Source organism: Pseudarcicella hirudinis (assembly GCF_900115665.1).
Lineage (GTDB): Bacteria > Bacteroidota > Bacteroidia > Cytophagales > Spirosomataceae > Pseudarcicella > Pseudarcicella hirudinis.
The window spans coordinates 519,559-546,349 of the sequence record NZ_FOXH01000003.1 but is presented as its reverse complement, the minus strand read 5'-3'; the positions used below and the strand labels follow the sequence as shown (position 1 = coordinate 546,349).

General features: G+C 38.6%; 22 protein-coding genes. 6 read left to right on the top strand and 16 right to left on the bottom strand.

What is annotated here, in order from left to right:
* A partial coding sequence (locus BM179_RS25230; protein ID WP_177219330.1) for a T9SS type A sorting domain-containing protein occupies positions 1-606 on the top strand: 606 nt, incomplete at its 5' end.
* 150 nt (positions 607-756) lie between these two features.
* Here the strand turns inward: BM179_RS25230 and BM179_RS08090 are convergent.
* The 3 genes from BM179_RS08090 to BM179_RS08080 form a co-directional block, all read right to left on the bottom strand.
* Positions 757-3,120 (bottom strand): M1 family metallopeptidase, encoded by a 2,364-nt coding sequence (locus tag BM179_RS08090; RefSeq protein ID WP_092014916.1) that lies wholly within the window; start codon positions 3,118-3,120, stop codon positions 757-759.
* An 81-nt stretch (positions 3,121-3,201) separates the two neighbouring features.
* Entirely contained in the window at positions 3,202-4,359 is a 1,158-nt protein-coding gene (locus tag BM179_RS08085) for an acyltransferase family protein (RefSeq protein ID WP_092014912.1), read from the bottom strand.
* 100 nt (positions 4,360-4,459) lie between these two features.
* A complete protein-coding gene (locus BM179_RS08080) occupies positions 4,460-5,617 on the bottom strand; it encodes a helix-turn-helix domain-containing protein (RefSeq protein WP_229632921.1) in 1,158 nt (385 codons plus the stop codon).
* Positions 5,618-6,033: 416 nt separating this feature from the next.
* On the opposite strand from BM179_RS08080, the gene xylA reads away from it, so the two are divergent.
* Positions 6,034-7,359 (top strand): xylose isomerase, encoded by a 1,326-nt coding sequence (xylA, locus tag BM179_RS08075; RefSeq protein WP_092014909.1) that lies wholly within the window; start codon positions 6,034-6,036, stop codon positions 7,357-7,359.
* Positions 7,360-7,496: 137 nt separating this feature from the next.
* On the opposite strand, the gene BM179_RS08070 is transcribed toward xylA, so the two are convergent.
* Together BM179_RS08070 and BM179_RS08065 are read right to left on the bottom strand one after the other, a co-directional pair.
* Positions 7,497-8,447: an MlaD family protein gene (locus BM179_RS08070; protein WP_092014906.1), complete on the bottom strand. Its 951-nt coding sequence runs from the start codon at positions 8,445-8,447 to the stop codon at positions 7,497-7,499.
* Positions 8,448-8,557: 110 nt separating this feature from the next.
* Positions 8,558-9,358 carry an N-acetylmuramoyl-L-alanine amidase family protein gene (locus BM179_RS08065; protein WP_092014903.1) on the bottom strand — a complete coding sequence of 267 codons (801 nt, stop codon included), beginning with the start codon at positions 9,356-9,358 and terminating at the stop codon, positions 8,558-8,560.
* 411 nt (positions 9,359-9,769) lie between these two features.
* Here BM179_RS08065 and BM179_RS08060 point away from each other — a divergent pair, with 411 nt between their 5' ends.
* Positions 9,770-12,649: a putative LPS assembly protein LptD gene (locus BM179_RS08060; protein ID WP_092014901.1), complete on the top strand. Its 2,880-nt coding sequence runs from the start codon at positions 9,770-9,772 to the stop codon at positions 12,647-12,649.
* 95 nt (positions 12,650-12,744) lie between these two features.
* On the opposite strand, the gene msrA is transcribed toward BM179_RS08060, so the two are convergent.
* Positions 12,745-13,317, bottom strand: coding sequence for a peptide-methionine (S)-S-oxide reductase MsrA (msrA, locus tag BM179_RS08055; protein WP_229632920.1), 573 nt, complete (start codon positions 13,315-13,317; stop codon positions 12,745-12,747).
* Positions 13,318-13,691: 374 nt separating this feature from the next.
* Here msrA and BM179_RS08050 point away from each other — a divergent pair, with 374 nt between their 5' ends.
* On the top strand, positions 13,692-14,321 hold the full coding sequence (locus tag BM179_RS08050; RefSeq protein WP_177219328.1) for a phosphatase PAP2-related protein: 630 nt from the start codon (positions 13,692-13,694) through the stop codon (positions 14,319-14,321).
* Positions 14,322-14,404: 83 nt separating this feature from the next.
* Here the strand turns inward: BM179_RS08050 and BM179_RS08045 are convergent, their stop codons facing one another.
* The 8 genes from BM179_RS08045 to BM179_RS08010 form a co-directional block, all read right to left on the bottom strand.
* On the bottom strand, positions 14,405-15,544 hold the full coding sequence (locus tag BM179_RS08045) for a 2-isopropylmalate synthase (protein ID WP_092014895.1): 1,140 nt from the start codon (positions 15,542-15,544) through the stop codon (positions 14,405-14,407).
* Positions 15,545-15,867: 323 nt separating this feature from the next.
* Positions 15,868-16,965 carry an acyltransferase family protein gene (locus BM179_RS08040; protein WP_092014892.1) on the bottom strand — a complete coding sequence of 366 codons (1,098 nt, stop codon included), beginning with the start codon at positions 16,963-16,965 and terminating at the stop codon, positions 15,868-15,870.
* A gap of 109 nt (positions 16,966-17,074) precedes the next feature.
* The gene (gene leuB, locus BM179_RS08035; protein WP_092014888.1) at positions 17,075-18,145 is read right to left on the bottom strand and encodes a 3-isopropylmalate dehydrogenase; all 1,071 of its coding nucleotides are present in this window, start codon (positions 18,143-18,145) and stop codon (positions 17,075-17,077) included.
* A 163-nt stretch (positions 18,146-18,308) separates the two neighbouring features.
* Positions 18,309-19,832 carry a hydroxymethylglutaryl-CoA lyase-like TIM-barrel protein gene (locus BM179_RS08030; protein ID WP_092014881.1) on the bottom strand — a complete coding sequence of 508 codons (1,524 nt, stop codon included), beginning with the start codon at positions 19,830-19,832 and terminating at the stop codon, positions 18,309-18,311.
* Between the two features lie 75 nt (positions 19,833-19,907).
* Positions 19,908-20,504, bottom strand: coding sequence for a 3-isopropylmalate dehydratase small subunit (gene leuD / locus BM179_RS08025; RefSeq protein WP_092014878.1), 597 nt, complete (start codon positions 20,502-20,504; stop codon positions 19,908-19,910).
* Positions 20,505-20,564: 60 nt separating this feature from the next.
* A complete protein-coding gene (locus BM179_RS08020; RefSeq protein WP_092014875.1) occupies positions 20,565-20,924 on the bottom strand; it encodes a four helix bundle protein in 360 nt (119 codons plus the stop codon).
* Positions 20,925-20,985: 61 nt separating this feature from the next.
* Complete coding sequence (gene leuC, locus BM179_RS08015; RefSeq protein WP_092014872.1) at positions 20,986-22,389, bottom strand: 3-isopropylmalate dehydratase large subunit; 1,404 nt, start codon at positions 22,387-22,389, stop codon at positions 20,986-20,988.
* A 41-nt stretch (positions 22,390-22,430) separates the two neighbouring features.
* Positions 22,431-22,976 carry a YbhB/YbcL family Raf kinase inhibitor-like protein gene (locus tag BM179_RS08010; RefSeq protein WP_092015051.1) on the bottom strand — a complete coding sequence of 182 codons (546 nt, stop codon included), beginning with the start codon at positions 22,974-22,976 and terminating at the stop codon, positions 22,431-22,433.
* A gap of 363 nt (positions 22,977-23,339) precedes the next feature.
* Between BM179_RS08010 and BM179_RS08005 the strand changes: the two genes are divergently transcribed.
* Positions 23,340-24,053: an NRDE family protein gene (locus tag BM179_RS08005; RefSeq protein ID WP_177219327.1), complete on the top strand. Its 714-nt coding sequence runs from the start codon at positions 23,340-23,342 to the stop codon at positions 24,051-24,053.
* Between the two features lie 37 nt (positions 24,054-24,090).
* On the top strand, positions 24,091-24,732 hold the full coding sequence (locus BM179_RS08000; protein WP_092014866.1) for a LysE family translocator: 642 nt from the start codon (positions 24,091-24,093) through the stop codon (positions 24,730-24,732).
* 15 nt (positions 24,733-24,747) lie between these two features.
* Here BM179_RS08000 and BM179_RS07995 read toward each other — a convergent pair whose 3' ends face one another.
* Together BM179_RS07995 and BM179_RS07990 are read right to left on the bottom strand one after the other, a co-directional pair.
* A complete protein-coding gene (locus BM179_RS07995) occupies positions 24,748-25,431 on the bottom strand; it encodes a Crp/Fnr family transcriptional regulator (RefSeq protein ID WP_092014863.1) in 684 nt (227 codons plus the stop codon).
* 73 nt (positions 25,432-25,504) lie between these two features.
* Entirely contained in the window at positions 25,505-26,755 is a 1,251-nt protein-coding gene (locus tag BM179_RS07990; protein ID WP_092014860.1) for an MFS transporter, read from the bottom strand.
* Between the last annotated feature and the right edge of the window lie 36 nt (positions 26,756-26,791).

Below are 26,791 nucleotides of genomic sequence, written 5' to 3'. Positions count from 1 at the left end.
GGCTCGACTAAGACCGTATCAAGTCCGGGTACCTATACCGCTACCTGTACAAATTCTGGTTGCAGTACAAGCAGTCCCGCATCTGTAACAGTTGGTAGTTCTGGTGGAGAAGGGTGTCCTACCTATACAGAAGGTCAGCAGTTTCTTCACGATAATTCTACAAATGAAAACTTTTACGCTCATTTTTCTTCAAATGGGGTTCTCTATGCTACGATAGATGGTCTTGGCTTATATCCTCCTGTTTCACGTCAAAGGTTAATTAATGCCGGGTTAAGCGCTAATACTGCCAATTGTTTTGCTGATGGAAATACCGGGTCAAGATTAGCTTCCATTGAATCTGTTGAAATCGAAGATGTATTCAAGGCTGCTCCAAACCCAAGCTCAGGCAGGATGACATTGCTATTTACATTAAAAAATGATGAGGTAATTTGGTTTAATTTGTATGATGTTTATGGTAAAAGTATTCAAATCGTTTCATTTGATGGTAAAAAAGGTCAAAATCAGATGGAAGTTGACCTGAGTAATTATCCTTCTTTAATCTATTACATTCATTTACAATCGGCTCAAAAAAATGAAACTATTAAAGTTTTAAAAAGAGCAGAATAAGTATCAGAAATTAATAGTTCAGCCCGGTTTTTGCTATGCCGGGTGACAGATGGCCCTGTTCCGAAAATGGCACAGAACTAAACTTAAATATCAGAGGCTACCTCCTAGTATTCGGAGACAGCCTCTGATATATTAACAACTTCTACAATCTTAATTTTTAGCTCCCTGAACAGCCCCGCCTGACTGCTGTTTCTGTAATTGCATAGGGTTTGGTGCGGCAGAAGCTCTTTGCTGTTTGAAAACCTGGAAACGGGTTGGCTCAGCTGGTTTTCTCGGGAAAGAATTATTCTGAGTATCCACATCAGCAGTTTCAAAGAACGGATCAAGTGTCCACTGAACTACTTTTTTATCTGTCGGAATTACTTTTTTGATATCCTTATCATTCAAACGCCAGACTTCAGCCGGAATTCTGACAATCTGGTCTGTTCCATCCTCAAACTGCATTTTGATAATTACCGGAGTAACCAATCCACCTGTATTTTTCAGATTCACCACATAGAAATTTTTACCTGATTCCACTAATTTGCGTTCATCGTCTGTAAGACTGGCTAAATACTGCTCATATTTCTTTTTATCAGCATCTGTTACGGCAAATTTATCGTAAGAATTATAGAAATCATTCATATCAGGATTTTCCTCAACTATCGTTTTTGCCGGGTCTTTCTGGTTTCTGATATTACTCATAGTCTTTCTTTTGGCTTCATAGTCAGCTTTAGCCGCCGCTTTTTGTTTAACAGGATCCTGTGTATCAACACCGTACCATTCTACTGTTTCCAAAGCAACATCAACCGGCTCAACACCATAGAACCAACCTCTCCAGAACCAGTCTAAATCTACTCCCGAAGCATCTTCCATCGTACGGAAAAAATCCTGTGGCGTAGGATGTTTGAAAGCCCATCTGCGGGCATATTCCTTGAAAGCATAATCAAATAATTCACGACCCATTACCGTTTCACGTAGAATATTCAAAGCGGTAGCCGGTTTTGCATAGGCATTGGGACCGAAAGCCATGATGTTATCCGAGCTGGACATAATCGGTACCTGCTGCGTTTTATCCGTTTTCATATAAGCTACGATATCCTGTGGCTCGCCGTAGGAAGTCTGAAAGTCTCTGTCCCATTCTTTCTCAGCCAGTTGTTCACAAAAAGAGTTAATTCCTTCATCCATCCATGACCACTGACGCTCATCTGAATTGATAATCATCGGAAAGAAGTTATGTCCGACTTCATGAATGACAACTCCTATCAAAAAGTCTTTTGTTCCTTGTGAATAAGTACCATCAGCTTCAGGTCTTGCCCCGTTGAAACTAATCATAGGATATTCCATTCCACCTACAGGGCCATGCACCGACTGAGCTACCGGATAAGGATATGGAATTGTTCTTTTTGAATAAGAACGAAGTGTATGAGCAACAAGCTGCGTAGAATACTGTCCCCAAAGCGGATTAGCTTCTTTTGGATATGCTGACATCGCCCAGACTTTCTTGCCTTCGATTTCCACCTGCATAGCATCCCAGATGAATTTTCTTGAACAGGCAAATGCGAAATCTCTCACATTAGTAGCAGCAAATGTCCAGGTCTTTTTTCCGGTAGGTTTACCTTTTTCAGCGGCAATCGCTTCATCCTGTGTAACAATCAAAACAGGCTTAGAGGCATTTTTAGCAGATTCCCAACGTTTTAACTGTGTTGGAGTCAATACCTGAGCCGGATTCTGCAGTTCTCCTGTGCCGAGCATCACAAAGTCATTTGGTGCAGTTACTGAAACTTTATAATCTCCGAAAGGTACTGTAAATTCACCCTGACCTAAAAATTGCTTGTTTTGCCAGCCGTTAACATCATCGTACACACACATTCTCGGGAACCATTGTGCAATTTCATAGAGATAGTTACCGTCTTTAGCAAAAAACTCATAACCACTTCTGGCACGAACCGCTACCGCATCTGTAATGTTATTATTCCATTCTACTGAAAAAGAATAAACCTGACCCGATTTTAAGGGAGTCGGCAAATCTACCCGCATCATCGTTTCGTTGATGGTATAATGCAGTGCGTTTCCGGCTTTATCTTTTACAGAAGTAATTACATAACCATATTCTTTTGAATTCAACCCTGCCGCAGCATTCAGGCGGGCAAAAGAAGTTGCTTTATCACTCAGAGATGATGTTCTGGTAAGTTCCGCAATACCACCTTTTTTGAAGTTATTCTGATCTAACTGAAGCCACAAATACCGAAGTTCATCAGGAGATTTATTGGTATAAGTGATAGTTTCTGAACCGATCAGCCTTTGTTTTTCATCATCAATCTCGGCTTTAATATCATAATCAGCCTTTTGCTGCCAGTAATCTTTACCCGGAGCACCGGAAGCAGCACGATAAGAATTAGGCGTTGGAAGAATATCTCCCAATTGTTCAAAACGGGTATTTCCGTTAAATTGATTTTGAGGAGCTTGTTGCGCGAAGGAGCCCGAAAGCCCTGTAGATAGCAGCAAACTTAAGATGAAGTATTTTTTTTGCATCAGAGAAAATAGTTTGTTTTCGACGAAGTTACAAAATAAACCAATTTCTCTGATGTATATTATGACAAATGGTTTTACTGTCTAATTTTTAGATTTTAAGCCAAAAAGAGGTCTGATTACATTGAATGGGCGAATCAGGAAATGATAAATGATCCATGCAATCAAAAATGTCCCCAGTGAAAGCAACACTAACTTAAGCCAGATATTCAGATCTGATTCGGCCATGTAAAACCCTAAAGCGACTGTAATCGTCTGATGCAAAATATAGAATGGATAAACCGCTTCATTGCTATAGGTCAGAAAAGCATTTTTAAAGTTCAGATAATGCTTTGCAAAACCACAGATTGCCAGGATTGATGACCAGATATTAAGCATTACCAGTACGCCGTTAACCAATAAAATCCACAGTGCGTCTTCGGGAATACTACCGAAAATCGCATCATATGAGAGCCTGAAAACGGTAATAAATATGGCAATTCCGGCAAAAAACTTTCTGTTTTGTTCCATCGTATCCCAACTTACTTTACTCAGACCAACGAGGTAACCAAAAACAAAAATCAGAAAAGATACCGTGAAGTTATACCAGTCGGAAGTAAGGTTATTGGTAACTTCCCACTTTTGGCTCAGCGTCCAATAGGCAATCATCGGTAAAAAAGAAAATGATAAAAGAATCCATTTATTATTCAGCTTCCCGAAGATACTTTTAAAAGAATCCGATTTAAGCCAAAGGAAAAGAGGAGTACAAATCACTGAATAAATCCACAAATAGGCAATAAACCAGAGGTGATGCCATGAAAAGTCTCCTTTAGGATAAGATACAAAATGGAAGACATTCGGGTAAAAATCCAGATAAGAACCTGTAATCTGATGCCTTTGAATTCTTTCGAAATAAATCTGCGGCGGAACAATCACAAACATTCCGAAAACCAGCGGAAGAAACAGTCTTTTGGTACGTTCACCGACGAACTGCCAACCGGTTCTGGATTTCATGGCAAAACTTACGCCAACGCCGGAAATGAAAAACAGTAAGGGTAAACGCCATTGATGCAACCATTCCATCGGTGGTTCCAGGTCGTAATTAATGATGTTGTTTTTGACATGCCATCCCCAGCTCACAAAAAACATTCCGCTATGATAAAAAATGAGAATACCAAAGGCCAGAACCCGGATCCAGTCTATGTAATGTTGTCTTTTTGAAAGGTCATTTTTCACTTTTGAGGTAATTGTAGTTGTTTCCATTATTTTGAGTATTTCTTAAAATGATGGCCAAAACTAGTCGATTATTCACCCGAAAAAGCCCTTTCTGATAAGGCTGACGTTCGTCCTTATAAACTCGTACTCAATATTGAGCTCTGAATTGAGAAGGTGTGACTCCTACAATTTTCTTGAAAGAGGTATTAAACGCCGATTTGGAATTGTACCCCACTCTTTCGGCAATCTCTTCAATTTTGAGGTGATTATTCTGGTCTGAAGAAAGCAGAACCCGGGCTTCTTTAATTCTGTATTCAGCCGCAAAATCAAAAAAGCTTTGTCCAAGACTCTCATTCAGAATCTGAGAAAGATGATGTGGTGATACAGATAGCATTTTAGCAAGATTTGGTAAAGAAAAAGTAGAATCTAAAAACGGTTTTTCCTTCTCCATCAGTTCTACCAACTTAGTCAGGGTATTATCCTGAATATCTGCGGTAAGAGATGACTTTTCATATTTTTTCAATGTTTTTGAAGGATTTTCATGAAAAAACCCTGAGCGGCTTATTACTGAAAAGCTGATTGCATAAATAATAAGGGAAATATGGGCAGCAATAATATGATCTCCGAGATCATACTGAAACATTTTTTTTGCTATCAGAAATACGATTACTATCGAAGCAAGAGAAATCACTTGTGTACGACACCAAGTTAATTTCTTATTCTGAGAAGAAAAGAACGAAAGTCCTTCTTTTCGAAAAGCCTCGTAAACCATTATAAAATCAGCAACCAGATAAATTAACAATTGCCAGAACATCAGTTCATTTACATTGTTTCTGAAGCAATAATACCAGGCCTCTTTGATATGATGATAAGGCAAACGCTTCATCTCCGGATGAAAGGAATCGATATAGGAATTGTACTTATAGATTTCTCCTTCAGGATATACCAGCACCAGCATATAAATCAGATAAAGAATGAATGGAATAAAATGTAATAAATGACTCATTTTAAACTTCTCATCCAGGTATGCCTTAATGTAAAGAAAAGTAAGAGGGGCTAATACAAAATCCAGTGGTTCTGCTGCATCATCAAGATATAAAGTATGAAACATGTAATTTGTATATCCAAGCAGAATCTCTGTGCTGGTCAGAGACATGGCAAGCAGAAGCAGACCGAAGTATCGGTTTGTAAGACGATTCCCCTTTTGAATGGTAAGAAACAGGACTGCCAGAAAAAAGCCTTGTACCACACCCAGGAGCATCAGAATAGCAAATACATCAATTTTAATCGGTAATTCGGGATACATTTTCTGGCATGTTTTTTACAAAAATATAGAAAATAAAACTTGAATAATGGTTATTATGGAGATGTTTAAGAGAATCCTCCTGTTCCTATCTGCTATACCAAACCTCAACAACTTAATTATCAGCACATTACTAGCAAAAACTTCATCTTTCTACGCTATTCTGTTTCAAAAATAAAGTCCGGTTAGCCATTTTCCGAAACAGATCCTCAGATTTTTTTTACGATAAATCTAACATTTTGTATCATTTACAATAGAAAAACATTAGATTTGCGACACGAAACTCTTACATACAGTTCTATATAATTTTAAGTATAAAATTGCAAAAACTAATTATGGTTCCCGGCCGTTAAAAACACTGCTTTTGAACACATTACTATAAAGACAATACAATTATTCAACTTCAAAACAATAATCCAATGAGCATTCTTCTTGGCGAAAAAGAGTATTTTAAAGGTGTCGGCAAAATCCAGTTTGAAGGACAGGAGTCTGACAACCCTTTAGCGTTCAGATTTTACGATGAAAATCGTGTAATCGCTGGCAAAACGATGAAAGAACATTTCAAGTTTGCAATCGCTTACTGGCATTCATTCTGTGGTTCAGGCCTTGATCCTTTCGGCGGACCAACGCATCATTATGAATGGGACAAATCTTCTGATGTAATTCAGAGAGCTAAAGATAAAGCTGATGCTGCATTTGAATTTATCACCAAAATAGGTGCACCATATTATTGCTTCCATGATTTGGATGTTGTTGACCAGGACAACGATGCGGTTGTTTATAAAAAACGTGTGGAAACGATGACCGATGTTCTGAAAGCTAAACAGGATGCTTCAGGCGTGAAATTGTTATGGGGAACGGCCAATTTGTTTTCTCATGAGCGTTATATGAACGGAGCCTCTACCAACCCCGACTTCAATGTTTTGGCACATGCTGGCGCACAATTGAAAGGTGCGATCGATGCTACAATCGCTTTGGGTGGTGAAGGTTATGTTTTCTGGGGTGGCCGTGAAGGATATATGAGCCTTTTAAATACCAATATGAAACGTGAAAGAGAGCATTTCGCTCAAATGCTTCATACTTGTGTTGAATATGCACGCAGAAATGGTTTTAAAGGTAAATTCTTTATTGAGCCAAAACCTTCTGAGCCTTCTAAACATCAGTATGACTTCGATTCAGCTACTGTAATCGGTTTCTTGCGTGAATTTGGTTTAATGGAACATTTCGGTATTAACCTTGAAGTTAACCACGCTACTTTGGCAGGACATACCTTTGCTCACGAATGTCAGGTAGCTGCGGATGCAGGAATGCTTGCTTCATTGGATGCAAACCGTGGTGATGCTCAAAATGGCTGGGATACTGACCAATTCCCTGTTGATGTGTATGAATGGACTGAAGCAATGTTGATTTTGCTTGGTGCTGGAGGTTTAGCCGGAGGTGGTATCAATTTCGATGCAAAACGTCGTCGCAACTCAACGGACATGGAAGATTTATTCTATGCGCATATTGGCGGGATGGATACTATTGCACGTGCTTTAATTATCGCTGATAAAATCACCCAACATGGTGAATATCACAGATTAAAAGCCGGACGTTATGCAAGTTTTGATAGCGGAAAAGGTGCTGAATTTGAAGCTGGTAAATTAAAATTAGAGGATTTATTCGCTATTGCTTCTGAGGTTCAGCCAGTACAGATTTCCGGCCGTCAGGAGTATCTTGAAAACCTGATCGGAAGATTTATCTAAGAAGTCTTTATTAATCAAAAGAGGCTTAGTCATGGACTAAGCCTCTTTTTCTATATATGCCATTGTGGCTGACAGTGTATCTGCATCGAGAAATGTCCTATAAGTGGTATGTGAGACACAAACCACGGACGGTTGTGTTATTTCACAACCGGAGGAGGTGTTTTCTTTCCAAAAACGGAAATATTCACATATCTCTTCGGAGCCAATCGGAAATCTATCAGCAACTTATCCAAATCTGTCATGGCCTTAGTAAGATTAACATACAAGGAATCGTCTTTCAGCAGCTTTCCGGTTGTCCCTTGCCCTGCTTCCAGTCCTGCTAAAATCTTATTTAATGTAGCAACTGTTTTCTTGGTCTCATTCAGCGTCTGGCCCAGTCTTAAAGCATTCAAAGAATCAGCCATGGTATTGAATTTCCCCAGCAAAGGTTTTAACCCTTTCTCTGTTTCAACCAGACTGGCGGTCAGATTTTTCATATTTCCGGTAATACCTGCAAGATTTGAACGGTTTTCAGAAATTAATCCGGTTACAGAGCCATTCAGACCTGTAATCGTTTTATCAGAATTTTTCAGAACAGCATTCAGGTATTCTCCGGTATCTTTAAATTTCAGGGTTACTGTACGAAGAGAAGTCAGCAAAGAATCTGCATTTGACATAACCGGTAATGCCTTGGTTTTTAACAATTCAGAAATTCCAACATCTTTTACCGGAATCAGGGTATCTCCATCTGCCAAAGGTTTTCCTGAGCCCATTCTCAGATTAATCATTTTCCCTCCTAAAAGTCCTCCATCTGCCAGTATGGCTTCTGTTCTGCCCGGAACGGAAATTTTATTATTGATTTCAAGCACAACCAATAATTTATTTTGTTTATCCTGCATTAAATCAACAGATTTCACTCTTCCGATTGATAAACCATTAAGCATTACAGGATTTGAGGCTACCAGACCATCTACGTTGTCATAAACTACGAGATATTTATTGGTAGAGGAAAACAGATCAGAGCCTTTCAGGAAATTAAAGCCCAGATACAAAATTACAAACGATACGAGGGCTAAAATACCCACTTTGGCTTCTTTAGAAATGTTCATAGGTTGTATGAATTAGTAATTGGTGATTAGCAGACCGGATTCTTTCAGGAATCTTTAACGGTTAAATGTCTTTCCGGACACTGTTAACCAACCACTATCCACAGAATAATTTAATTTTCGATCTCTTCTTTATATTGCCGGAAGGCTTTGGCAATTGCTTCCGCAACTTCTTCCTGTCCATTTTCGGTGTTCAGGTATTTTTCTTCATCTCTGTTAGTGAGAAATCCGGCTTCTACCAGAACGCTTGGCATTGCTGTTTCCCATAATACCAGAAATCCTGCCTGTTTTACTCCATAACTCTTGCGATCAGAAGTCTTTTTAAACTGCCTTTCCACTTTTTGTGCAAATTTAATGCTATTTGCCATAAAAGCGTTCTGGAAATTTGCCATCATAATATGGGCAAGAGGTGAATTAGGATCAAATCCTTTATATTTCCTCTTGTAATCTGTTTCTTGCAAAATTACGGAGTTTTCACGTTTTGCTACATCCAGATTGCCTTCTGTTTTATGTAACCCCATCGTATATGTTTCGGTTCCGAAGAACTTTGAGGAAGGATGAGAATTACAATGGACTGAAATAAAAAGATCGGCTTTATTACGGTTTGCAATGGCAGAACGCTCATGCAAGTCAATAAAGACATCCTTTTTACGGGTGTAAATTACTTTCAGATTAGGATATTCCGCCTCTAGTTTCTTACCTAATTCCAGAATAACCCTTAAAGCTATTTTGGATTCATGTATTCCTGTGGCACCAATACAACCCGGATCTTTACCGCCATGTCCGGCATCCAGGCATACTGTTCTTATTCTGGTTCTGTTTGAGGAGGGAATTGAGTCCTCCTGCCATGTCCTGAAACTTGTTAAAATTGCCAATATTCCAACGACAAGCAATGCTTTAACACTATTTAACATTATTTTCTTTCGAGATTCGTTTAAGAAACGTGCAATCAAGTAATTTTGTATTGATATTACCAATTTCAACAGGCAAATATAATTTTTTTAAGACAACTGAAAAAATGACTTCCCAAAATAGAACTGTCTTTTAATCTGATTACTATCTATTTTTAAGTTAATTTCGGTAAATAATAGCGGTTGGAAACATCAGAAGTTAAATATTTTTTAAGATAAGACAAATTTAAAATACTTTTGAAAACAAATCTGAATTTAATTTTTCGGAGTATTTCGGTATTTTTCCGGTCAGAAATTATCAAAGCAGTATTTTGATAATCAAACATTTGGCTTAATCTATCCATTTAACCTTCCAGATCCGGCAACTATTCTGTTCAGATAATCTGATGTAATATCAATTTTAAAAACTTTCCTTTGATTCCATTTATTCTGAAAGCATTGAAGTTAAATATCTATATTACCGGAGCAATCCTTGCATTAATGGTGTTGATTCTTTCGACTCATGAGTCGCAGGCTCAGCGTCTGTTGAAAGGTGAAAAAATAAGTTCTCCCAACGCTAAAACTAAACAGGCTGCCACTAAAACGAGTACAATTAATACCAGAGTTTTAACGGACACGATTAGGTCTGGTAAAGACTCTCTCAGCAAAGCTGCCACTGACTCACTAAAGAAAGAAGAAGGACTTCAAACTACCGTTACCTATTCCGCTTCAGATTCCACTATTATGGATACTGAAAAGCAAATTGTTTATCTATATGGTGACGCCACTGTAAAATACGGCGATATCTCCCTACAGGCAGATTATATTCAGCTTAACTGGGATAAAAATGAGGTTTATGCCAGAGGTACAAGAGATTCTTCTAAAGTCAGAGCAAAAGGTAAACCAGTTTTTACGCAGGGAAGTGATAAATATGATTCTGAAGAAATAAGGTATAATTTCAAATCTAAAAAGGCTATTATTCAGACCATTATTACCAAACAGGGTGATGGTTTTATTCATGGAGGAAAAGTAAAAAAGGATGATGAAGACAATTTGTATATCAGTGATGCTGTTTATACAACCTGTAATTTATTACATCCTCATTTTAGTATAAGGGCTTCCAGAATTAAGGTGGTGGGCAAAAAAGAGATTGTTTCCGGACCTTTCAGGTTTGAGCTCAATCAAATTCCGATTCCCCTTCCCTTACCTTTTGGTTTTTTCCCTTATTCACAACCCAAAGAATCCGGGAAATCCGGTATTATTGTTCCGACATACGGTGAAGAACCTACAGGAAGGGGTTTTTACCTGAGAGATGGCGGATACTACTGGGCTGCCAGTCCAAACATAGGTGTCAGATTTACCGGACAAATCTATTCTAAAGGAGGCTGGGGACTTGGTGTAAATTCTCAGTATGTACGACGTTATCGTTATGCAGGTAATTTCAATCTTGCCTTTACCAATAACTCAAATGGCAGTGAAATTACCCCGCAGACCAGACAGGATTTCTCTTTGCAATGGGCGCACTCACCACAAAGCAGAGGAAATTCCAGCTTCTCCGCTTCAGTAAATATTGCGTCAAACAGTTATAACCAAAATAACTCTTACAATACCCAGAATTATATTTCCAATACAGCCAGTTCATCGGTTCAATACACCAAAAACTTTGGCCAGACTATCAGAACCGGGATTAGTTTAAGGGTAAACCAGAATACTACTACAAAGGTATTTGATGCTGGCACCGATTTTAACTTCGGATTAAACCAGTTCCAGCCTTTCAAGAAAAAGAATGCTGTTCAGGAACGGTTTATAGATCAATTCAGATTCGGGCTTAACTTTAACGGTTCTGTGAGTGTCACAAACGTGATTGCCAATGCCACTAATCCTTTTGACTTTCCGGTTTATACCAAAGGCACAGACGCTTCTTCTATTGTAAGGCCAGGAGATATTCTGACAACTACCACTATTACTGACCGCAATCAGACGAATTCAAAAACAACGGTTATAACATCAGATTTTAATAAGATTAAAGACAATGCTATTTCAACATTGAAATACGATATCCCTATTTCATTACCTAATATTAAATTAACCAAATACATTAACCTTACTCCCGGAATGAGTCTTTCCGGAAATGTGTACACCAGAGAATACAAGTATTCTTATGTTAAAGCCGATTCCGCAGTAAAAATTGATACCATCGGGCCAGCATTCAAAACCCCCTATCAATTATCATTTTCTGCCAGTATGAACACCCGTTTATATGGTACGATGCGTTTCACCAAGGGAAGACTGCAAGGAATCAGACATACGATGGTGCCTTCTATCAGCTTTAGTTACACACCGGATTATACAGAACAATACTATCAGAATGTCAGAATCAATAACAGTAGCAGGGTAACTCTTGATTCTAAAGGGAATTACTTCCTCGACAAGGACGGCAAGCCGATAACAAGCGGAGACATCCGAAGAGTTTCTATCTTCGACCCTACCAAAACCGCTTCTCTTTACGGGGCAGCCTCAGGAAGCATAGGATTCGGTATTAATAACACCCTGGAAGCTAAAGTAAAGTCCAAATCTGATACTGCAGCCAAAGAATCACAGAAAATCACACTTATCGATAACTTCGGTATCTCGGGAAGTTATAACCTTATCGCCCAGGAATATAATCTTTCGAATCTTAGCTTTACCGCTAATTCAAGGGTACAAAAATTTGACATCAACCTGGGAGGTTCTCTTGATCCTTATTTATTTGTTCAGGATCCTTTGTATCCGAAAGTTGGAAGACGTGTAAACGAATTTATGTTCTCTAAAGGACAAGGCCTTGCCCGTTTACAGAATTTCAACTTCTCGCTCGGACGTCGTTTTTCTCCTCACGGAGCAGATAAACCAAAAGAAAGCAAAAACGGTACGGAAGGCCAGCTGAAGCAAATTAATAAGAATATTAATGATTATGTAGATTGGAATGTACCCTGGAGTTTTAATTTCAGCTATCAGTTCAGTTTAAACAAAAACGGTTTGGCAACACCAGAGACCATCAGTGGTATGACTTTTCAGGGAGATTTGAGTATTACAGAGAAATGGAAATTTTCAGTAAGTTCAGGTTTCGACTTTAAGAATTCAGGTCTGACATATACAAACCTAACTGTACACAGAGATTTGCATTGCTGGGAAATGAATTTCAACTGGACCCCTGTAGCAAACCCGCTTTATGGAAGGGTCAGTAACTATTCATTTGATCTCAGAGTTAAATCTTCACTTCTGCAAGAGTTAAAACTAAGCCGGAGAAACAGTTTTTACGACAGAGGTGGTTTCTAAATTTCAGCAAACAAAAACAAGCCTTTAAGATAAAAGACGAACACTCTTGTCTTTTACCTTAAAGGCTTGTGTATGAAACTGCAACCTAAATACCTTTAATTAGCATACTCTTTTTTCAATTTTTCCTTAAAGGCTTTATGAAACTTGTCTAGTTTCGGTTTTATCACAATCTGGCAATATGGTTCGTGGCCATTCAACAAATAGTAGTCTTTGTGATAATCCTCAGCAGGATAGAAATTGGTAAAAGCCGTTATTTCTGTCACTATCGGATTTGGAAAAACCCTTTCAGCATTCAATTTAGCCTTCCATTCCTCAGCTTGTTTTTTCTGTTCTTCATTGTGGTAAAAGATGGCGGAACGGTATTGCGTTCCGGAATCAGCACCCTGACGGTTAAGCGTAGTTGGATCATGGGTTTTCCAGAAAACCTCCAGTAATTCCTCAAAAGAGATTTTTTTAGGATCATAAGTAATCTGACAAACTTCGGCATGACCTGTCTGCCCGGTACAAACTTCCCGGTAGCTAGGGTTTTTAACCGTCCCGCCGGAATAACCTGATTCCACTTTAAGCACTCCGTCCAATTGTTGAAAAACAGCTTCAACGCACCAAAAACACCCTGCACCGAAAGTAATTACTTCGGCTCCGTCCAAATTGACTTTTTCTTGATTCATTTTTTTACTATCTTTTTGATTATTAGCTTTTTGCCCACACGAAATATTCGACAATAATGTAAATATTCCAAGAGCTAAGATTTTAATTTTGGTATTCATGTTAAGGAACAATTAAAAGTTGAGTAATTTTGCAGACTTTATTAATTACAGATACTTGTTTAGATTTATTGAATAAGTGGATTTTCTGAAAATTATCCTGAACCTATAAAGTGGAATTGATCTATTTTCAGGTTTCTTCATGAGACGTTGAACTTTTGGTTCAAAGTTAATCCTCAGAATACATTTTATTTGCAATCTATCTGACAGACACCAACATTATAATGATACTTACGGAAATAAAACCCCAAAAGACGCAAGAAAGTTACTTTCAGTTGATGAAAAAAAACTGGATGGATGCCTGGCAGTCCGCCGACTTCAGGATAAAGCTGATTGGGAGTATTTTAGCTTTCTCTGTTTTTCCCTGGAAAGTTCCGGCCTATTTTGCTTATGTGCAATCAAGGCAAGGGCTGGCGCTGAATGATATTGTTTTGAATAATATCCCTGCTCTGGATGTATCTCTTCCGATTTTTTCGATTATGTATCTGTCGGTTTTATACATGATCATCAGATTATTGCCGAATGCAAAAAACTTTCTTCTTTTTGCTATTACATATGATCTTGAAACGCTTTTCAGGATGTTGAGCATCTATTTCGTTCCACTTGATGCTCCTAAAGACCTGGTTTTTCTAAGAGACCCTTTGGCTGAAATGTTTATTTATGCCAACAATGTTCCTGTAACAAAAGACTTATTTTTCTCAGGTCATACAGCCACAATGATTCTGGTATGTCTGTTTCTTTCCGGAAAATGGGAGAAAAGAATTGCCTTTTTGTTATGCGGAATTCTGGCAAGTCTGTTGCTTGTGCAGCATGTGCATTACACGATCGATGTCATCGGAGCCTTATTCTTTACACCTTTTGCTTATTTCATCGCCAAAAAAATTCATGGTTCAAAGCTCATGCCATAAAAGCTGAGATAAAACATATAAAAAATGCCATTTAAATCTCTGAGGATCTAAATGGCATTTTCTTTTATTTCCGGTAAGGTTTACTAACCTACTAATTCTTTCAAATCTTCATCCTGAATCATTTTACGCTCATCAGCCATAAGAAGGAAACGGGTATAAAGTTTATCTAATTCAGGTTTTTCAAACTCAAATCCTAACAAATTTAAACGGTGACGAAGTGCGGCTCTTCCCGAACGTGAAGTCAGTACAATAGCAGATGAAGGAACTCCCACATCTTCCGGTTTCATGATTTCATAGTTCTCAGAGTGTTTTAAGAAACCATCCTGATGAATACCTGAAGAATGTGCAAACGCATTTGCTCCGACAATAGCCTTATTGGCCTGTACAGTCATTCCCATCATATTTGAAACCAATGTACTGGTTGGGTAAAGGTATTGAGGATTGATTCCTGTCTCAAATCCCAGATCTTTATGAACATTCAGGATCATGGCTACTTCTTCCAGAGACGTATTTCCGGCTCTTTCGCCAATTCCGTTAATTGTTACCTCTACCTGTCTTGCTCCGGCCTGAATCCCTGCAATAGTATTGGCAGTTGCCAAACCTAAATCATTGTGATTATGCATTGAAATCGTAGCCTTGTGAATATTCGGAACATTCTCAAATAAATAGTTGATTCTCTGGAACATCTGATGCGGTAAAAGATACCCCGTTGTATCAGGTAAATTCACAACAGTAGCTCCGGCATTAATCACAGCTTCTGTCAATTGCGCAAGGAAAACAAGGTCGGCACGACCGGCATCCTCTGCAAAAAACTCCACATCTTCTACAAAACTTTTCGCATATTCAACAGCCCAGACACCTTGCTCAAGAATTTTCTCACGGGTAGAATTGAATTTATAATGGATATGCGTATCAGATGACCCGATTCCTGTATGAATACGTGGTCTCTTCGCAAACTTCAAGGCAGCAGCAGCAGCGTCGATATCTTCTTTTTTAGCACGGGTTAAAGCACAGACTGTTGGTTCTGTTACGGCTTTACATATTGCTTCAACCGAGCGAAAATCTCCTGGCGAAGAAATAGGGAATCCTGCTTCAATAATATCAACACCCAGTTTTTCAAGTTCCTTAGCAACAGTTACTTTTTCTTCAGTGTTCAACTGACAGCCCGGAACTTGCTCACCATCTCGAAGGGTGGTATCGAAAACTTGGATTTTCTGACTCATGGTTAATTTGAATTTTAATATTTTATTTATCTCAAAATTAACTCCTTACAAAAGAAAAAGCAAATGTCGGAAAGGCAGCAGGCAGACTATTATTCTAAAAATCAACACAAAAAACACCCAAAACAGACTATTTTTCTTTAATACAAACACAAAAAAGAATTATAGTCTAAAACCACAAAATAAGTTGTTCTATTTTTTTTTGAAATTTATGGCATGTTTTTCTATAATCAATCTGAAATCATATACGATTGAACGACCGATAAGATGTTTGAGGTTTAATATTGGGGAAACCTCCTATTAATTTAGTAAAATCTATCCTATTCTTAAAATGCTTTAGATTTACTTGGAAACAACTTGTCTCTCAAAGATAAAAACGGAATTTCGATCGTTTTTGATAAAATGATTCCTATAAATATTGTCGCGGCGAAATACACAAAAAATGCAGCCAGTTTAACCGGATAATTCGCATCCAGATAATCTGAATGTGGTAATACAAACCACCAGTAAACAGGCCAGTGAATAATGTAAATGGCGTATGAATAAAAACCCATGGAAGCGGTGGCAGAATAGATTCTTTTGATCGGGGCAGGAAAATTTTCATCGGAAAAAATACTCAGTATGATAATCCCTCCGAAACCTAAATACAAAGAAGAGAACCCCCAGGTAGTCATATTCGGGTCATTATCCCAAAAAATGGCACAAGGCAACAGAAAAATCAGGCTGGCAATTCTTAGGAATGCCTTATTCTTCTGAATAAATCCGAAAAGCCTTTCCCGGTGAAAATGATAAAAATATGAAAGAAACGTACCAAAGAACAGTGAATCTATACGTAAATGCGTAGGAGATACATTTGTATGATGTTCGAATGGCCTGGTTAAAGTAGTATAAATTCTAAGGCTTAAACAGGTGAGTGCAATAATGACAAAAATATAAGGGATGGCCGAAAAGGGCGTTTTCCCTGATTTATTGAGAAAAACCAATGTAATTAACAGCAAAGGAAGGAAAAGATAAAAGTGTTCTTCTATGTCAATCGACCAGGTATGGATCCAGAAAGGGTTTCCTCCTACGTAATTTTTATAAAACAACGCCTCTGCTTTTATTTGTCCGAAATCTACTTTTAAAACCGGATCAAGTTTGACCTGAATCAGATAAACCAGAATGATAAGGTAAAATAAAGGGTAAATTTTCAATCCTCTTCTGACAAAGAAACGGGGAAAATCAATTCCTCCGGTCTTTTTATATTCTCCGAAAAGTAGTCCTGAAACCAGAAAACCACTTAGTACAAAGAATAAATCAACCCCTACCCAGCCAATTTTATATAGAAAAAGGTTAACCCCGAAATGTCTGAATATCGTTAATGCAACTGCAACACCTCTTAAAAAATCAATAGCCTGATTTCGGTTTTTATGGGTAAGATTCATGAAAGATTGACTGTTTAAACAAAAGGTTCAGAACAAAAATAACTTATTAAGCTATAAATAAAAAAGCCCCCTGAAAAATTCAGGGAGGCTTGAATATACTTTTGGGAAATTACAATCTGCTTAAAATCTGCTCTCCCATTGCCACTGTTCCAAGAATCATATCTTTTGGAGTGTCTTTGGTTGCAATATCACCCGTTCTGTATCCGGCTTTTAATACCTGATCTACTGCATTAATAACCGCCTCAGATTCAGCTTTTAGTCCGAATGAAATATCAAGTAATAAAGCCGCCGATAAAACTGAAGCTAATGGATTAGCGATTCCTTTTCCGGTAATATCATGTGCAGAACCGTGAATCGGCTCATAAACACCTGTACTGTCACCCACAGAAGCAGAAGCAAGCATACCCATTGAACCTGCAATCTGAGAAGCCTCATCGGTAAGGATATCTCCGAAAAGGTTTCCTGTTACTACCACATCAAATTTCTTCGGATCTTTGATAAGGAGCATTGCCGCCGCATCTACAAACTGGTGTTCCAATTCTACTTCAGGATAATCTTTAGCTACTTCCAAAACAGTTTCTCTCCACAAACGGCTTGATTCAAGCACGTTCGCTTTGTCAACAGACATTAGTTTTTTACCACGGGTCATTGCAGCATCAAATGCTTTACGGGCAATACGTTCTACTTCATATTTGCTGTAAATCATGGTGTCATAAGCCGTGTTTCCTTCTTCAATTCTTTCTCTTTTACCGAAATAAACGTCTCCTGTCAATTCACGGAAAAATAAGATATCAGCTCCTTTCAGGATTTCAGGTTTGATACTGGATGCTTCAAGCAACTCATCAAACAATTTGATCGGACGAAGGTTTGCATATAACCCCAATTCCTTACGCATTTTCAACAAACCTTGTTCCGGTCTTACTTTTGCATGAGGATCGTTGTCATATTTAGCATGTCCTACTGCTCCGAAAAGGATGGCATCAGAAGCACGCATTTTTACCAAAGTTTCTTCAGGAAGTGGTTCTCCTGTTGCTTCAATCGCTACGTGACCGATCAAACCTTCATCGTAAGTAAATTCATGTCCGAATTTTTCGGCAATTTTCTCAAGAACTTTTTTTCCGACGGTTGTTACTTCCTGACCGATACCGTCTCCAGGAACTACTAAGATGTGTTTTTTCATTGTTTCAATTAGATTGCAGCCCCAACATCAAGATGTGATGCCACCAGACGCTATTTTTATTTTATGAGATCTCTTTAATTTTTAAATTCAAATCGATGATTATGTACTCAAACTTCAGAAAATGGTCATTTTAAATTTCCTTTTTCCTGAATATCGGCTATAATCATTCACTTATGATGTTCAACATTTTCTGAGTTGCTTTAATCGCAGAAACCGTCTGATCTGAATCCAGACCTCTGGTTTTAATACTTTTTCCGGCTATTTCCCAGGTTATAATTGTTTCACAAAGCGCATCCGTATTTCCTCCCGGAGGTATTCTTACGGCATAATCAGAAAGCTTCGGCAGTTCAAATCCCTTTTTGACATAAACCTTTTTGAGTGCATTCATGAAGGCGTCGTATTGTCCGTCTCCCTGTGCATTTTCCTCAAAAATTTCATCCTCAATTTTAATCTGAACCGTAGCAGAAGGCTTAAGGTTTTTAGAGCTTGACAAAAGGAAGTCCAGAATCAGTACCTTTTCCTGAATGGCATTACTATCCAGTACATCGGAAATGATATAAGGCAGATCTTCTCCGGTAACCATTTCTTTGCGGTCACCCAATTCAATGATCCGCTGGGTTACTTTCTTTAAATCATCTGAAGAAAGTACGATTCCCAATTCCTGAAGATTCTTTTCAATATTAGCTTTACCGGAAGTTTTCCCAAGCGCATATTTTCTTTGTCTTCCGAAACGTTCGGGCATTAAATCGTTGAAATAGAGATTGTTCTTATTATCTCCGTCTGCATGAATACCGGCGGTCTGAGTAAATACATTCTCTCCGACGATCGGTTTATTTACCGGAACCCTGAAACCTGAAAACGTTTCTACAATTTTGCTGACAGAATAAAGCGATTCTTCCACTACCGAAGTTTCAACTTCCGGAACAAAGTCATTCAAAACAGCAATTGTACTGGCTAAAGGAGCATTTCCTGCTCTTTCTCCCATTCCGTTCACTGTCAGATGCAAACCTTTTACTCCGGCACGAACTGCTTCAAGTACATTGGCAATGCTTAAATCATAGTCATTATGCGCATGAAAGTCAAAATGAGTTTCAGGATAACGTTCAATGATTGACTGCAAAAAGGTATATGTTTCATTCGGCGTTAAAACACCCAGCGTATCCGGCAAAAGAATTCTCTCTACAGGTTGTTTGGTGAGAAAATCAAGGTATTGGAAAACATATTCCCTTGAATTACGCATTCCGTTACTCCAGTCTTCAAGATAAACATTACACTTAATATCATTTTTATGAGCAAGGGTAATTACCTCGGATATTTCAGAAAAATGCTGCTCAGGCGTTTTGCGGAGCTGATGTGTAAGGTGATTGAGAGAACCTTTTGTCAGTAAATTCATGACTTTTGCCCCGGCTTCCACCATCCAGTTTACGGAAGTTTCCCCGTCTACAAAAGTCAGTACCTCAATTTTGTCCAGACAATCATGTTCTTTTGCCCAGCCTGTAATTTTTTTCACTGCCTGAAATTCTCCTTCGGACACCCTGGCCGAGGCGATTTCCAACCTGTCAACCATTACTTCTTTCAAAAGCAGTTGTGCTATTGTCAGTTTCTCAGAAGCAGAAAAAGACACTCCGCTGGTTTGTTCACCATCCCGGAGTGTCGTGTCCATTATTTCAATGCGACGTTTAGTCATCCGATAATCGATTTCTAACAGCAAATTGACAGAAAGAATGTTCTCTCTGTCGGTTTGCTGTTACGGAATTCTCTATTAATAAAGGCTGTTAGCCGTAAATGATTTTATCTCCTCTTTCATAGCCTGCAGATAATCAATATCATCGAAGCCGTTCAACATGTTATGTTTTTTATAACCGTTAATAGAAAAACCTTCCTGCTCTCCTGAGCTGAGAATCGTAATCGTTTGTTCTGAAAGATTGATTTCCAGTTCAGCTTTTGGATCAGCTTCAATGGCCAGGAATATCTTATTTAAGAATTCAGGACTTACCTGAACCGGTAAAATACCAATGTTCAATGCATTTCCTTTGAAAATATCTGCAAAGAAGCTTGAAACTACGCAGCGGAAACCATAATCATAGATAGCCCATGCAGCATGTTCACGGCTTGAGCCGCTTCCGAAGTTATGTCCTCCAACAAGGATTTTTCCTGAATAAATCGGGTTATTCAAAACGAAATCCTGTTTAGGAGAATCATCTGAATTGTAACGCCAGTCTCTGAATAAGTTATCGCCGAATCCTTCACGTTTTGTTGCTTTCAAAAAACGAGCAGGGATGATCTGATCCGTATCAACATTTTCGATTGGCATCGGAACAGCAGAACTTCTTAATATATTAAATTTATCGTAAGCCATTTTATTGGGGCGTTCAGCTCTCGGCTGTCAGCTTTCGGCATTATACCAAGCAAGACATCGTTAACTTTCAGCGTTTAATTTTTTAATAAGATGATATAGCTGTTTTTTGATTGACACTATTTCTAAAAAGATTGAATCATAATTAGCTTCGTTCAGATAATCTAAATCTCTCGCCAATAACATCAAATATTCAATCTCCTGACAGGATCCAAAAGATATTCCTAAGAAACGTGCAAAATCCTTTTCACTCGGTTTTCCACAACCTTCAGCAATATTGGTTGGAATGGATATGCCTGACCTTCTTATCTGGGAGGTTAATCCAAATTTTTCTTCTGCCGGAAAAGTTTTAGTTATTCTGTAAAGTTCAAGAACAAGTTTATGACCTTGCTCCCACACAGTATATTTTCTAAAATCTCTCATTTAGCAATAGTGTAGATAATATCAAAAATCTGACTGCCGAAAGCCGACAGCCGAAGTAATATTACAGCAACGTCCGTGGATCTGTAACAACTCCTGTAACTGCGGCAGCAGCAGCTACCAGCGGGCTTGCCAGAAGTGTACGTGCACCTGGTCCCTGACGGCCTTCGAAGTTACGGTTAGATGTACTTACCGCATATTTTCCGGCTGGAATCTTGTCATCGTTCATAGCAAGACAAGCTGAACATCCCGGCTGACGCAACTGAAAACCAGCTTCAGTCAAAATGTCAAGAATTCCTTCTTCTTTAATCTGAGCTTCTACAATATGAGAACCCGGAACAATCCATGCTGTTACACCTTCTGCTTTCTTACGACCTTTGATAATTGAGGCAAAAGCACGGAAATCTTCAATACGGCCATTTGTACAGCTACCGATGAAAACATAATCAACCTTTTTACCAAGCATTGATTCGCTTTCAGAGAATCCCATATAGTTCAATGATTTGTCGAAAGTAGCTTTACCGCCTTCCACAGAATCTGCTGTAGGAATATGGTTGGAAATTCCCATTCCCATTCCCGGATTTGTACCATAAGTAATCATTGGTTCAATATCAGCAGCATCGAAAGTATATTCTTTGTCAAAAACAGCACCTTCGTCAGTTTTCAATGTCTTCCAGTAAGCCAAAGCCTTATCCCATGCCTCTCCTTTTGGTGCTTTTTCGCGGCCGTTGATATAGGCAAATGTTGTTTCGTCAGGAGCAATCATACCACCACGTGCACCCATTTCAATACTCATGTTGCAGACAGTCATACGACCTTCCATCGACATATTTTCAAAAACATCTCCTGCATATTCAACAAAATATCCTGTCGCTCCGGCAGTTGTCAGTTTTGAGATAATATATAAAGTAACATCTTTAGGTGTTACTGCTTTACCTAACTGACCATTTACGTTTACACGCATTTTCTTCGGTTTAGGCTGCATGATACACTGAGATGAAAGAACCATTTCAACCTCTGAAGTACCGATTCCAAAAGCAATGGCACCGAAAGCACCATGCGTTGAAGTATGTGAGTCACCACAAACGATCGTCATCCCCGGAAGAGTAATACCGTTTTCAGGTCCTACTACGTGAACAATCCCGTTTTTCTGATGCCCTAAACCCCAGTGTGAAATTCCGTATTTTGCACTATTGGTTTCCAAAGCTTTCAACTGATTTGCAGAAAGCGGATCTGAAACCGGTAAATGCTGATTAATAGTTGGCGTATTATGATCGGCAGTGGCAAAAGTACGTTCAGGGAACATTACACCAATACCTCTGTTTTCTAAACCTAAAAATGCTACCGGACTGGTTACTTCGTGGATAAAGTGGCGGTCAATCAGAAATACATCAGGACCATCCTCAATTTTACGAACAACGTGTGCATCCCACACTTTGTCGAATAAGGTTGTTTTCGGGTTATTCATTTATGTTGCTTGTTTTATATCTGTTATCTGTGTTGGTAAATTTATCTCTTGTAATATGCTATAACAGAAGCCTTTGCAATTGTATTCTGTTTCAAATAAAATCCTACCAAAGCCGGATTGGCATTTTTATCCAAACCTAATTTTTCAACTTTCAGGGCATGAATTGTAAATACATACCGGTGAAAATCATCTCCCTCCGGCGGGCATGGCCCTCCGTATCCGTATGAGCCAAAATCTGTTTTGCTTTGCACTGCACCCTGCGGAATAAGGTTTTTCAAAATATCTCCCGCTCCGCTTTTCAGCTCATTAACATTTGCCGGAATGTCGAAAACCAGCCAATGCCACCATCCGCTTCCGGTCGGAGCATCAGGATCATAAACCGTCACAACAAAACTTTTGGTCTGAGCAGGGGCATTTTCCCAGGAAAGCTGAGGAGAAATATTTTCTCCCTTGCAGCCAAAACCATTAAAAACCTGTTTAATAGTAGCTTGTCCGCCAAGATCCTTGCTTTTTAAGGTAAACGTCTGTGCCCTCGAAAGAGATACACTCAGTCCCAGCATTGCTAAAATCAATCCGGCTTTTCTCATGCTTTCTCTGATTTGTTTAATATAAATTTCTGACAAATAGTATTGCAATACAAAGTTGCAAAATATCCATAAAATATAGTAACGTCAGAAGTTCAAACAATAGTGTTTTTAGTCCAAACTCCTGAATTTACACAAATCAGCATCATAATTATACATTTCCCCGAACATAAAAAGACAGATTTATCTCATTTTTACCCTTTTATGCAATCTCCATGACATATTGTAAACTTCTTTTTCTGCAATTTTGAATAAGCCGAAATCCTTTTCTGAAAAAATATTATTCTGCCTTTTCGTATGTTTACACAATTTCAGAAAAAAGATTTTCAGCCGTCCCGGTTAAAAATTTCAATCAAAACCCAACATATGTGTGTACTTACTTATCTCCCATTGGATGAGAAGAGCTTCCTTCTGACTTCGAGCAGGGATGAGCACAAAAACAGGCTCAAAGCTATTCCTCCGAAACCATATCTTTTAAATAGAAAAAAGGTTATCTTTCCGCAGGATGTTAAGGCCGGAGGAACCTGGTTTGCCACCTCTTCGCTGACCACGCTTTGTCTTTTAAACGGGGCATTCGAAAACCATATTCCCAAATCACATTACAGGCAAAGCAGAGGCAGGATTATTCCGGATTTCTTTCAGTTTAAAAATGTTGAGGATTTCCTGACAGGGTACAACTTCTATGATTTAGAACCTTTTACATTGATTATTATTTCTCATGAAAATTCGCTGTGTATATCTGAATTGAGATGGACTGGTGAAGAGCTGTTCTTTGCGGAAAAAAACTGCAATAAACCTTACATTTGGTCTTCTGCCACTTTATATTCTGCTGAAATGATTCATCAGCGGGAAGAATGGTTTGAAAACTGGCTGAATTTACAGCAGCAGCCTTATCAAAAAGATGAAATTCTGGACTTTCATCTTCAGGGAGGAATCGGCGATGGTCAAAATGACCTCAGGTTAAACAGGGAAACGCATGCGACACAAACCATTATTCAAATTGAAAAGTACGAGTTCGCTTCAAATATCAGATATTATGACCTGGAAAACGAACAGCTGCTAAATTATAAAGTATTGTAATTTCCAATCAACCTTCTTTCTGCTAAACTTTTAAGCCTTGAAATTTATAATTATATATTTTGTTACTGCTTTTATCAGCTATCTGGCAACTATTCAACCCGGCCCTCTGAGTCTTTTTGTTACCCGGACGACCTTAAAAAAAGGAATTACAGAAGCTATGTGGGTAGCATGGGGAGGCGTTTTGTGTGAAACCTTATATGCCTATCTTGCCACTGAGGGCCTGCAACTTTTTGATCATTATCCGAAAATTGTTCAATGGATGCAATGGATTATTATTATCATTCTGCTGACAGTAGGAATCTTTACGATTTTTCAGAAAAACTCAGTTTCTGTTTCGTTTGAAAAAACCATTAACGGCAAAATCCTTTCTTTTGTAAAAGGCATTTCTCTTTCCTTATTCAACCCGCAGCTTCTGGCTTTCTGGCTGGTTATTTTACTGGGCTATGAAGATTATTCTGAACTGAAAATCAACACCTTTTCTGAAAAAATAATATTTTCAATCGGAGCCGGAAGCGGCACGTTCGGACTTGTTTATACCTATTCCTATCTGGCCAACCGGAAAAGAGAACTGGTTTTCAAATACCTCGGCGACACAAGGCTCAATCTGTTAATTGGATGCACTTTTATCGGATTAGCTATTCTTCAACTCAGCAGAATCATTTTAAACTATAAGAGTTAAGCAATTTCTTTACGCTTACCGGAGCTTTTCCAGATCATGAACAACAATCTCACTTCTGGTATAATCGATTAATCCTTTGGTTTTAAACTCATTGAAAAGTAAAGTAATCGTCTGCCGTGTACTGCAAATCAATCCTGCAATATCATTGTGCGTCAGGTAATTTTTTACAGTAATATGCTTTGTTTGGCCATTTCCTTCCTTTTCAGCCCAGTCTTTGAGAAAAAGGGCAAATCTGGTTCTGACGTCTTTAAACATCAGATTAGAATAGCTGTTTGAAATTCTCCTGATTCTAAAACCAACAAGTTTAGTGTATCTGATGGCCAAATGGGCGTTTTTCTCAAGAATTTCCTCAAAATCCTTCACTTTAAAACTACAGATAATCACTTTATCAGAAACGGCAATAGCATATTCATCTTCCAGACTTTCCCCCTCATCAAGCGTCAGCTGTCCGAATAAATCCCCGGTTCTTAAAATTTCTTTCACCGTCTCATTCCCTTCTGCATCTACAGAAACTATTTTCAGCGTCCCTTTTTTAATTGTATAAATCCTTTGTTCATCATCATGAGCAAAATATACAATCTCACTCTTTTTTACAGTTTTAAAATTAGGGATAAGACATAAAGCCCTGTTTTCTTCCCTGGAAAGGACTGAAAAGAGCTGATGATCGTGTAAATACCAATATTTGGCTTCCTCTTGCATGGTTACGCTGGGTATTTATAAAATTCTATTTGTTTTAATAACGTTTTAAGAGTCAAAAGATTCTGGCAATTCATTAGCTGTAAACCTCTTCTTTTTCAAGGCTTTTAGTCGGATCTATCTTCATCCAAAGCAATGAAGCGATGATCAGACAGCCTGCAATCAGAAAAAGCGGGTAGTTAAAATTTCCGGTTATATGGACAATATTACCAAATATGATGGTGATGAAAAAACCACCCAATTGTCCTGCAAAATTCATTGCTCCGGCCACTGTTCCGGAATTTCTTTTTCCGATATCATTACAAACGGCAAAAGCGACAGGTAAAGTTAAATCTTTCAGAAATACACAAACCGCCAGCAATTGCCCGGCTAACTGATTATCAGTTGTTGCTCCGGCTGCCAGAAAAGCAATTCCGGAAAGTCCAAGCCCGCTGATTCCTACAATTCTCCTTCCGGCTTTCAATCCAAGCTTTTTAACAAGAAAATCACTCAGAAAACCTCCGGTTATACATCCGATGGCTCCGAGCAGATACGAAAGAGAAACGAAATTTTTGGATTGTTCTTCTGTCATTCCTCTTCCTTCCTGAAAATAAGTGGAAGACCAGTTTGTGAAGAAATAGGAGGCGTAGAAAAATAAATGGCACATCAGCATCAATGTCCAGATATTAGGATTACCTATGATTGTTTTCCAGTCTATTCTGTGAGATTTAACATCTTTCTGGTTTTCTTCAATTTCTGAAAGCTCCTCCCGGGAGATATTTTTCATTTCAGAAGGATTATCTCTGAACCAGACATGCCAGCAAATTGCCCAGATTATCCCGATTATTCCCAAAATGACAAAAGCCCAACGCCAGCCAGCCACATGAACCAATGGTATTACCAGCAATGGGGTTAAGGCTCCACCTATTCTTCCGGCAGCCCAGATGACCGACTGCGCTCTTCCAGCCTCTACTGATGGAAACCATTTATAAATAACAATTGAAGCATTAGGATACGCACCTGCCTCTCCTGCCCCAAACAAAAACCGGACAATCAGTAAATAAATGAAACCAAAGGCCGTTCCCGTCAAAGCTGTAAATCCTGACCACCAGCATACCACTCTGGTCAGGACTCTTCGGGGGCCGATACGGTCACCCAGGATTCCGGTAGGCATTTCAAACAAAGCATAAGAAAGGGAAAAAGCCCCGAGAATATATCCGAATGAAGCATTATCCAATCCTAAATCAGCTTTTACATATTTACCGACAACGTTCATACAGACACGGTCGAGATAAGTAATAATTGAAAGGGCAAAGAGAAACATTAAAATCTTGTAACGAATTTTCATAGGACGGTCGGTTAATTATAATGTTCAGATTTGTTA

Bases quoted from the DNA above. Each gene is read 5' to 3' on its own strand.
- BM179_RS08090 (WP_092014916.1), bottom strand. From the start codon at position 3,120: ATGCAAAAAAAATACTTCATCTTAAGTTTGCTGCTATCTACAGGGCTT.
- BM179_RS08085 (WP_092014912.1), bottom strand. From the start codon at position 4,359: ATGGAAACAACTACAATTACCTCAAAAGTGAAAAATGACCTTTCAAAA.
- BM179_RS08080 (WP_229632921.1), bottom strand. From the start codon at position 5,617: ATGTATCCCGAATTACCGATTAAAATTGATGTATTTGCTATTCTGATG.
- xylA (WP_092014909.1), top strand. From the start codon at position 6,034: ATGAGCATTCTTCTTGGCGAAAAAGAGTATTTTAAAGGTGTCGGCAAA.
- BM179_RS08070 (WP_092014906.1), bottom strand. From the start codon at position 8,447: ATGAACATTTCTAAAGAAGCCAAAGTGGGTATTTTAGCCCTCGTATCG.
- BM179_RS08065 (WP_092014903.1), bottom strand. From the start codon at position 9,358: ATGTTAAATAGTGTTAAAGCATTGCTTGTCGTTGGAATATTGGCAATT.
- msrA (WP_229632920.1), bottom strand. From the start codon at position 13,317: ATGAATCAAGAAAAAGTCAATTTGGACGGAGCCGAAGTAATTACTTTC.
- BM179_RS08050 (WP_177219328.1), top strand. From the start codon at position 13,692: ATGAAAAAAAACTGGATGGATGCCTGGCAGTCCGCCGACTTCAGGATA.
- BM179_RS08045 (WP_092014895.1), bottom strand. From the start codon at position 15,544: ATGAGTCAGAAAATCCAAGTTTTCGATACCACCCTTCGAGATGGTGAG.
- BM179_RS08040 (WP_092014892.1), bottom strand. From the start codon at position 16,965: ATGAATCTTACCCATAAAAACCGAAATCAGGCTATTGATTTTTTAAGA.
- leuB (WP_092014888.1), bottom strand. From the start codon at position 18,145: ATGAAAAAACACATCTTAGTAGTTCCTGGAGACGGTATCGGTCAGGAA.
- BM179_RS08030 (WP_092014881.1), bottom strand. From the start codon at position 19,832: ATGACTAAACGTCGCATTGAAATAATGGACACGACACTCCGGGATGGT.
- leuD (WP_092014878.1), bottom strand. From the start codon at position 20,504: ATGGCTTACGATAAATTTAATATATTAAGAAGTTCTGCTGTTCCGATG.
- BM179_RS08020 (WP_092014875.1), bottom strand. From the start codon at position 20,924: ATGAGAGATTTTAGAAAATATACTGTGTGGGAGCAAGGTCATAAACTT.
- leuC (WP_092014872.1), bottom strand. From the start codon at position 22,389: ATGAATAACCCGAAAACAACCTTATTCGACAAAGTGTGGGATGCACAC.
- BM179_RS08010 (WP_092015051.1), bottom strand. From the start codon at position 22,976: ATGAGAAAAGCCGGATTGATTTTAGCAATGCTGGGACTGAGTGTATCT.
- BM179_RS08005 (WP_177219327.1), top strand. From the start codon at position 23,340: ATGTGTGTACTTACTTATCTCCCATTGGATGAGAAGAGCTTCCTTCTG.
- BM179_RS07995 (WP_092014863.1), bottom strand. From the start codon at position 25,431: ATGCAAGAGGAAGCCAAATATTGGTATTTACACGATCATCAGCTCTTT.
- BM179_RS07990 (WP_092014860.1), bottom strand. From the start codon at position 26,755: ATGAAAATTCGTTACAAGATTTTAATGTTTCTCTTTGCCCTTTCAATT.